General features: G+C 33.8%; 5 protein-coding genes and 1 pseudogene. 4 read left to right on the top strand and 2 right to left on the bottom strand.

Translation table 11 applies throughout. The features are described from left to right. From Q0075_RS08665 to Q0075_RS08650, 4 genes and pseudogenes are all read left to right on the top strand, one after another. Positions 1-494: pseudogene (locus tag Q0075_RS08665) on the top strand (ribonucleoside-diphosphate reductase subunit alpha); the annotation flags it as partial. Between the two features lie 110 nt (positions 495-604). Next, positions 605-829 carry a hypothetical protein gene (locus Q0075_RS08660; protein WP_250582198.1) on the top strand — a complete coding sequence of 75 codons (225 nt, stop codon included), beginning with the start codon at positions 605-607 and terminating at the stop codon, positions 827-829. Positions 830-865: 36 nt separating this feature from the next. After that, a complete protein-coding gene (gene dgt / locus Q0075_RS08655) occupies positions 866-2209 on the top strand; it encodes a dGTP triphosphohydrolase (RefSeq protein ID WP_297869179.1) in 1344 nt (447 codons plus the stop codon). Positions 2210-2293: 84 nt separating this feature from the next. After that, complete coding sequence (locus Q0075_RS08650) at positions 2294-5623, top strand: PA domain-containing protein (RefSeq protein ID WP_297869177.1); 3330 nt, start codon at positions 2294-2296, stop codon at positions 5621-5623. 69 nt (positions 5624-5692) lie between these two features. Here the strand turns inward: Q0075_RS08650 and Q0075_RS08645 are convergent, their stop codons facing one another. Then, positions 5693-6634, bottom strand: a complete 942-nt coding sequence (locus Q0075_RS08645; RefSeq protein ID WP_297869176.1) for a DUF3078 domain-containing protein — start codon at positions 6632-6634, stop codon at positions 5693-5695. Then, the gene (locus tag Q0075_RS08640; RefSeq protein ID WP_297869178.1) at positions 6627-8402 is read right to left on the bottom strand and encodes a 1-deoxy-D-xylulose-5-phosphate synthase; all 1776 of its coding nucleotides are present in this window, start codon (positions 8400-8402) and stop codon (positions 6627-6629) included. The genes Q0075_RS08645 and Q0075_RS08640 overlap by 8 nt, the downstream gene beginning before the upstream one ends. Between the last annotated feature and the right edge of the window lie 56 nt (positions 8403-8458).

Here is an 8458-nt window from a genome sequence, read left to right as displayed (position 1 = left end):
AAAGAGGTTTGTGGAACGAAACATTGAAGCAAGAAATCATGCGTCACAATGGTTCGGTGCAACACATTGAAAGAATTCCTGCTGATTTAAAAGAATTGTACAAAACGGTTTGGGAAATGTCGATGAAAGATATTATCGATATGAGTCGTCAAAGAGGTTATTTTATTGACCAATCGCAATCGTTGAACTTGTTTATGCAAGATGCAACGTATGCGAAATTAACTTCAATGCACTTCTACGCTTGGAAATCAGGTTTAAAAACGGGAATGTATTATTTAAGAACAAAAGCAGCTGTTGATGCGATTAAGTTTACTTTAAACAACGACAAAAAAGAAGCGCCAATTGAAGTGAAAGAACAACATGTTGAAGTTAAAAAAGTAGAAGCTATTGCAGTTTTAGAAGAACCAGCAGAAATGTCTGCAGAAGAATACAGAGCTATGATTGAAAGAGCTAGAAATTCTGGTCCAGAAGATTGTGAAATGTGTGGTTCTTAATTAAATAAAAGAACATAGATAATAGAATAAAGAAAGCAGTCATCACTACGATGGCTGTTTTTGTTTTAAATAATTACAATCCAATTCGTACATTTGAAAAAAATAGAATTATGTCAAAAGATAAAAAAGGAATTTACACCGGAATTATAGAAAAAGATGCAGATGGGAATTATTTCTGTGGCGAATATTTATTGGATTACCAATATACCGAGAAAAATTTTAAAGTAGGAGACGAAATCAATATTAAATCGGTAATCGTAAACCCGAGTGATAAAAGTTACAATCAGTATCCAAAAAAATCGAGAAATTTCTTTTTGGCTAACGAAAAAGAGTAATATAAAAATCCGCAATCTTCAATCTAGAATCTTATGATGCAGTGGGAACAATTATTGTCCTTAAAAAGACAAGGCGACACCAGTAAACGTTTACGAAAAGAGCAAGACGACACCCGTTTAGGCTTTGAAGTCGATTATGACCGAATTATTTTTTCTGCCGCTTTTAGAAGTCTACAAGATAAAACGCAAGTCATTCCACTTTCAAAAACCGATTTCGTGCACAACCGACTAACGCATAGTTTGGAAGTTTCTGTTGTTGGTCGTTCTTTGGGACGTTTGGTTGGGAAGCAAATCATTGCAAAATATCCGCATTTACAAGAAGTTCACGGTTATCAAGCGAATGATTTTGGTGCGATTGTGGCGGCTGCGGCATTATCTCATGATATTGGAAATCCACCATTCGGACATTCGGGAGAAAAAGCCATTGGAGAATATTTCAAAACTGGAAACGGATTGCAATACAAAGACCAATTAACCGAAAAACAATGGCAAGATTTAATCGATTTTGAAGGAAATGCCAACGGATTTTCAGTTTTAGCTTCTTCTCGAGAGGGAATCGAAGGCGGTTTGCGTATTTCGTATGCGACTTTGGGTGCTTTTATGAAGTATCCGAAAGAAAGTTTACCCAAAAAACCAACCCAAAAAATTTGCGATAAAAAATATGGCTTCTTTCAGCAAGATAAAGAATTCTTTGCTGAGGTTGCTAATGAGTTGGGTTTGATTTCGAATAAATCAGGAAACGATATCGGTTTTGAGCGTCATCCATTAGCCTATTTAGTTGAAGCGGCTGATGATATTTGTTACACCATCATCGATTTTGAAGACGGAATCAATTTAGGTTGGATTTCGGAAGAATATGCGTTAGAATACCTAATTAAATTAGTCAAAAACGGAATCGACACCAAAAAATACAACGAGTTAATCACTAAAGAAGATCGAATTAGTTACTTGCGCGCCTTAGCTATTGGAAGTTTAATCAACGATGCGGTAGCAGTTTTTATGGAAAACGAGCAAGCTATTTTGGCTGGAGAATTTCCATTTGCCTTGATGGATAAAAGTCAGTACAAAGCACAAATGAATGACATCATCCAAATTAGTGTCAAAAACGTATATCAAAGTAAGGAAGTAATTCAGAAAGAAGTAATGGGTTATAAAATCATCAATAGTTTATTAGATGGATTTTGTACGGCTTATAATAAAAAAGTAAACGGAACAGCTTCTAACTACGATGAATTATTACTGAAATTATTACCAGAACGTTTCCAATTTCAAAAAGAAATCTTGTACGACAGATTGTTGCATATTTGTCATTTTGTTTCTTTGTTAACCGATGGTAAAGCTTTCGAATTATATAAGACAATTCAGGCTAACAAAAGTTAAAAATTTAAAAATAAGTACTAAAAAATTTTAGAATTTCACGTAAAATGTTAATTTTGTTCGAATTATAAATTAACCTCATATACCATGAAAAAACTATTACTATTAGTTGTAGTTACTTTTTTCTTTGTTTCCTTTGCTTTTTCACAAGAAAAAGGTACAAAAAATCCTATCGAAAAATCAGAAAAAGTAATTAACAACAAAACGGTTTCTAACAATTCTAACGTTTCAAAAGAGATTTTAGAATTAAGAAAAAAGCATGATGAATTTTTAAAGAACAGTAAAGTTAAAAAAACTTTTCATATTTCTAAACAAGAGAGAAAAGCATTAGGCCTTCCTCCAGATAAGTTTAACGAGCAAGAATGGTTACTTTCTATGAATCCTTCTTTAGGAACTCCTACACCTGAGAAATTAGAGATAATTAGAGAGTCATTAAAACAAGAAAGACTTGCTGCCCTGCAAAATGGTAGAGTTCCTGGGGATGCTAGTGATAATTTATGGATTGAGAGAGGACCTAATAATGTAGGAGGTAGAACAAGAGCAATAATGTTTGACCCTACAGATTTAACTTACAACACTGTTATTGCTGGTGGAGTAAGTGGTGGTTTGTGGAAAAATACAAATATTAGTAGTTCAATTTCTTCATGGACAAGATTAAATTTACCAGAAAATTTAAATGTTCAATGTATCTATGCTGATCCAAATAATACTAGTGTTTGGTATGTAGGTACAGGAGAGTCTTATGTTTTTGGAGATGTAAATGGAAATGGATTATGGAAAACTTCTGATGCTGGAGCAACTTGGTCTAGAGTTTTAGGAGGAATAACAGGAAATACTATTCAGCAAAATGTTTCTAATTTAACGATTAATTCTCCATCGAATGTTGCGGGTAATTATGTTTCAATTCAAGCAAGTTTTGGACCTGAAATTACAACTACAATTACAGCTCCTATTGTGATTATGAATGATGGAACTGCTCCTACTGAAGATGGTTGTACCGCAATGCCAGCAGGTTCGTTATCTGGTAAAATAGTTTTAATTAGAAGAGGTACTTGTGCTTTCGTTGATAAAGTTTCAGCTGCTGAATCAGCAGGTGCATTAGCTGTAATCATGATGAATAATGTTACAGGAGGACCAATTACAATGGGTGGTACTGATACAGGTATAGGAATTCCATCTATAATGATTTCAAAAGAAGATGGTGATTTACTGATGGCTAATTTAACGGATTTGAATGGGACATTAAAGCCTATTATGCCAGGGGAGTTTACAGGTAATCTTGTTCCAGGGATTCAGTTTATAAATGATGTTGTTGTTAAGAATAATGGAGGTGTTTCTGAAATATATGCTGCTGTAGGTGATGGATATTATTCTGAAGCTAGAAGTAACACTTTTATGGGGTCTACAAATTACGGTTTATATAAATCTACTAATGGAGGCTCTACTTGGACAAGATTAAGTTTGCCTGTTACAGCAACAGGTAATGAAACATGTCCAAATGATATAGAAATAGGTGCTGATGGAAAAATATGGGTGTCTTCTACTAATAGTTGGACATTTGGCGATGGTGGTGGAAAAGTTTTTATGTCTTCTGACAATGGAGCTACATTTGATTTGAAACACACTGTCACTGGTAATGGAGGTGGACAACGTGTAGAAATTGAAACTTCTAATACTAATGCAAATAAAGTATACATACTTACAGAGCTTGGCCAGGCAGATAGTAATAATCCTACAATTGAAGTTAAATTGGAAGTTACAAATGATGCATTTGCTACTGCCCCAACAGTATTAGCTTTACCGACTGGTAATGAGTCTAGAGAAATAACTTATGGTTTTACAGGAGCACAAGCTTTTTACGATTTAATGATTGAATCAGACCCAACAAATGATCAAATTTTATATGTTGGAGGAATTGATTTATATAGATCTGCTAACGGTGGAACAACAACAGGTGGATGGGTAACTATTTCAAACTGGACTTCAGATGTTCACGCTGATCAGCATGCTATGGTTTTTAAACCAGGGAATTCTAATGTTGCTATATTTGGAAACGATGGTGGTGTTTATTATTCAGGAAGTTTGTCTACTACTGGAACTCCTGCAGTAGCAAGAAATAATGGATTCAACGTTACTCAATTTGTAGGGGTTGCTGTTTTACCTAAAGGAATTTCGGGTATGTCTGGTGACTTCTTCTTAGCAGGAGCTCAAGATAATGGGTCTAATTATTTTCCTTCAACTAGAAGTACAACAACTGGATTAACAGGAGTTGGTGCAAGTGTCGAAATTCAAGGAGGTGATGGTGGTAAACCTTTGTTCAAACAAAATGCTACAACAGCTGCTAGTGCATATTATGTAACTAATTATGTTTACAATGATAATACTAATGTTAGAAATTTAGATGGTACATTAAAAAAATCCTTAAGTAGTGGAGCTAATTTAGGACTTTTCTATCCTGCTTTTGCATTGGATTCTACAAATGACATTATTTATTCTGATGGAACAAATTCTACTTTAGCAACACCTTATATTGTTAGAAGATATTCTAATTATTTAGGAGCAGGTAATCCAACACGTACAAACTTGACAAATGCTTTATTAACAACTTATCCAACAGCATTAACAGTAGGTAAAGTAACTCCAACAACACTATATGTTGGAACAATGAACGGTAAGTTATTGAAAATTGTTAATGCAAATGGTCTTGGTGCTACGTGGTTTGATATTACGGGTTCATCATTTGTTGGAAGTATTTCAGACGTAGAGTTTGGTTCTAATGACAGTCAAATTTTTGTAACTATGCACAACTACGGTGTCGTAAATGTATGGTATTCTTCAGATGCAGGTGTAACTTGGAATAGTATTGAAGGAAATTTACCTGATTTACCTGTAAAAGCTATAGTTCAAAATCCATTAAAAACAGACGAATTGTTAATTGGAACTGAATTAGGTGTTTGGTATGCAACAGGGTTTAACCCAGCTGGTACGTCTGCTCAATCTTTACAATGGAGACAAGCTTACAACGGAATGAGTAATGTTAAAGTTACGGATTTGGATTTACAGCCTAATTCACCAACAGCACCAACCGCTTATAATGTTTTCGCTGCTACTTATGGTAGAGGTGTATTCTCTGGTACATTGACAAATGCCGTTCTTTCTAATGAAGATATTGCACTGTCTAAAGGAATAAAGGTATACCCTAATCCTTCTAACGGTATTGTTAATGTTGCAATAGCTAATTATATTGGAGAATTAACAATACAAGTTTATGATATTAACGGAAGAAAAGTTGTTGAAACATCAAGTGATTTTACAGGTGAAAAATCATTAAACTTAAACGGTTTGCATAGTGGAGTATATGCTGTAAATATTGAAGGTTCTGATTTTTCTTATTCTACAAAAATTATTAAAGAATAATTTACTTTATGTATAATAAAAAAAGGCTTCAGAAATGAAGCCTTTTTTTATTATACATAAAGTTTTATTTTAGAATGAATAGGTAACTCCTATTCCTAATAATTGTTTTAACTGAACCTTTGGCCCTTTTATTATTTGCTCCCCATTTTTTTCTTCTTTAGATTTTATGTCATCGTCATAAACAAGATGAGTTCCAATATTTGCTTTTACATATTGATTTACTGTCATATCTAATTGTAACTGCCAATCTACATCAACATTTCCAAAATTATTGATATAGTCTGTGTAAAGAGAAATTCTATGTTCAAAATTAATATTTTTATAAACCTCTTTTTTCCATTGATTTGTAATTAGAATACCCGTTTCATTTCTGATGTTTTTACCTTCACGAATCAAATTACCAAGCTCATCATAAATGGCTTTTTCAACACCAAAAGCTCCTTGATTTGCTAATCTCTGATCAAAAACCAATGTTGTTTTTTGTGTTAATGGAGACAAATAAAGCGTTAAATTCAAATCTTTTCTAGAATATTCTGCTCCAACCCCAAGGAAAGTATATGCTGGTGCAAATGGTTTTGAAATAGCTAAGCTTGTATTTGGATAAGCATATCCATTAGCAAATTGTGTGTTGAAATTAAATTTTCCAGCATAATACCAATTCGAAATTGAATCTTTCTTATATCCAAAAGTAGAATTTATCTGAAGCTGGTCATCTGTTTTTCTAACATCTTGTTGTTCTTGTTTGTTAATTCCATATCGCGCTATCAATTCATTATTCCAACGAACATTATTTTTAACATAAGTTCGAACAAACTTACCCTTTAATAAACCTGAAATAGAGTTATTACCTCCTGCATTCCAATTGACAAAAGTAATCTGAGAAATATCTAAACCTACCACATTTTCTTTAGTCCAATACGAAGTAGAATCGGGTAATTGTGTTTTTACAATTTGAGCATTGGAATGGAAAACAACCAAAAATAATGCAAACACAAAGGCTTTTTTAAACATTGTAATATGAATTTAATAATTGAATAATATTGTTAACGTCGATTTTGCAAAGTTGTTGTAACTCAAAAACTGTTCCATGTTCTATGAAAGAATCGGGAATTCCAAGATTGATGATGGATGTATTTAAATCATTTGTTGTAATAATCGTATTGATTTGTTCCCCAAAACCACCTGTAATTACACCATCTTCGATAGTAATAATTTGGTCATGAGAATTTATAATAGATTTGATAGCTTCAATATCTAATGGTTTTACAAATGGAAAATGATAATGCGAAAACAGTTTTGAATTGTCTACTTCTTTCAATGCTTTCGTAACATTATTACCAATAGTTCCCGTAGATAAAATGGCAACTTTACTTCCTTTTTGAAGTTCTTTTATATTCCCAATTTCCATTTTCTCATAAGGTTGTTCCCAATTCACATTTTCACCTCTTCCTCTTGGGTAGCGAATGGCAATCGGATGATTCAAACCTTCTGAAGCCGTAAACATGATATTTCGCAATTCGATTTCATCTTTTGGAGCCGCAATAATCATGTTTGGAATGCAATTCAAATACGCAATATCAAATACACCATGATGGGTAGCTCCGTCTTCACCCACCAAACCTGCTCTGTCCAAACAGAAAATAACGGGTAAATCTTGTAACGCAACATCATGAATCACTTGGTCATAAGCACGTTGTAGAAAAGTGGAATAAATATTACAAAAAACCACCATTCCTTGTGTTGCCATTCCAGCGGCTAAGGTAACGGCATGTTGTTCAGCAATTCCAACATCGATAGCGCGTTTTGGAAATGCTTCCATCATGTAGGTCATTGAACTTCCTGTTGGCATAGCCGGAGTTATTCCAATGATTTTTTCGTTTTGATTTGCTAATTCTACTAATGTATGCCCAAAAACATCTTGAAATTTTGGAGGTAAATTCGATTCGTCTTTCGGATGAATTTTTCCAGTTTCAGCATCGAATTTTCCTGGCGCGTGATATTTAACTTGATCTTCTTCCGCTAATTGCAATCCCTTACCTTTGGTAGTTATCACATGTAAGAATTTTGGACCTTTTACCGATTTCAATCGGTCTAATTCCGAAATTAACTTAGGTAAATCATGACCATCAATCGGACCTGAATAATCAAAATTTAAGGATTTGATGATGTTATTTTGTTTCGGGTTTTTTCCTTCTTTAACTGCGGTTAAATACTCTTTCAAAGCGCCAATACTTGGATCAATTCCAATAGCGTTATCATTTAAAATAACCAATAAATTCGCATCGGTAACTCCAGCATGATTCAAACCTTCAAAAGCCATTCCGCTTGCAATCGAAGCATCGCCAATCACGGCAATATGTTGTTTGTCAATTTCTCCTTTTAATTGCGAAGCCAATGCCATTCCTAAAGCTGCCGAAATCGAAGTAGAAGAATGTCCCACTCCAAAAGTGTCATAAACACTTTCACTTCGCTTAGGAAAACCTGAAATTCCATTTAATTCTCTGTTGGTATGGAAAATATCACGTCTTTCGGTTAGGATTTTATGCCCATAAGCTTGATGACCCACATCCCAAACCAGTAAATCTTCTGGTGTGTTGAAAACATAATGTAGCGCAATGGTCAATTCTACAACACCTAAACTTGCCCCCAAATGCCCTTCTTTTTTTGAAACAATATCAATGATAAAGTCTCTCAATTCTTTGGCTAATTGAGGTAATTGATTTTCAGGAAGTTTCCTTAAATCGGTAGGGTTGTTAATTTTTGAAAGCAAATTTTCCATTACAGCACAAAAGTAAGAATTGGTTGTTGTATTTTTGTACTTATGGAGAATATTTT

Origin of the sequence: uncultured Flavobacterium sp., from assembly GCF_937967675.1 — a bacterium.
In the GTDB taxonomy this organism is placed as follows: domain Bacteria; phylum Bacteroidota; class Bacteroidia; order Flavobacteriales; family Flavobacteriaceae; genus Flavobacterium.
The sequence above is the reverse complement of the archived record's forward strand: the minus strand, read 5'-3'. Positions and strand labels throughout refer to the sequence as shown.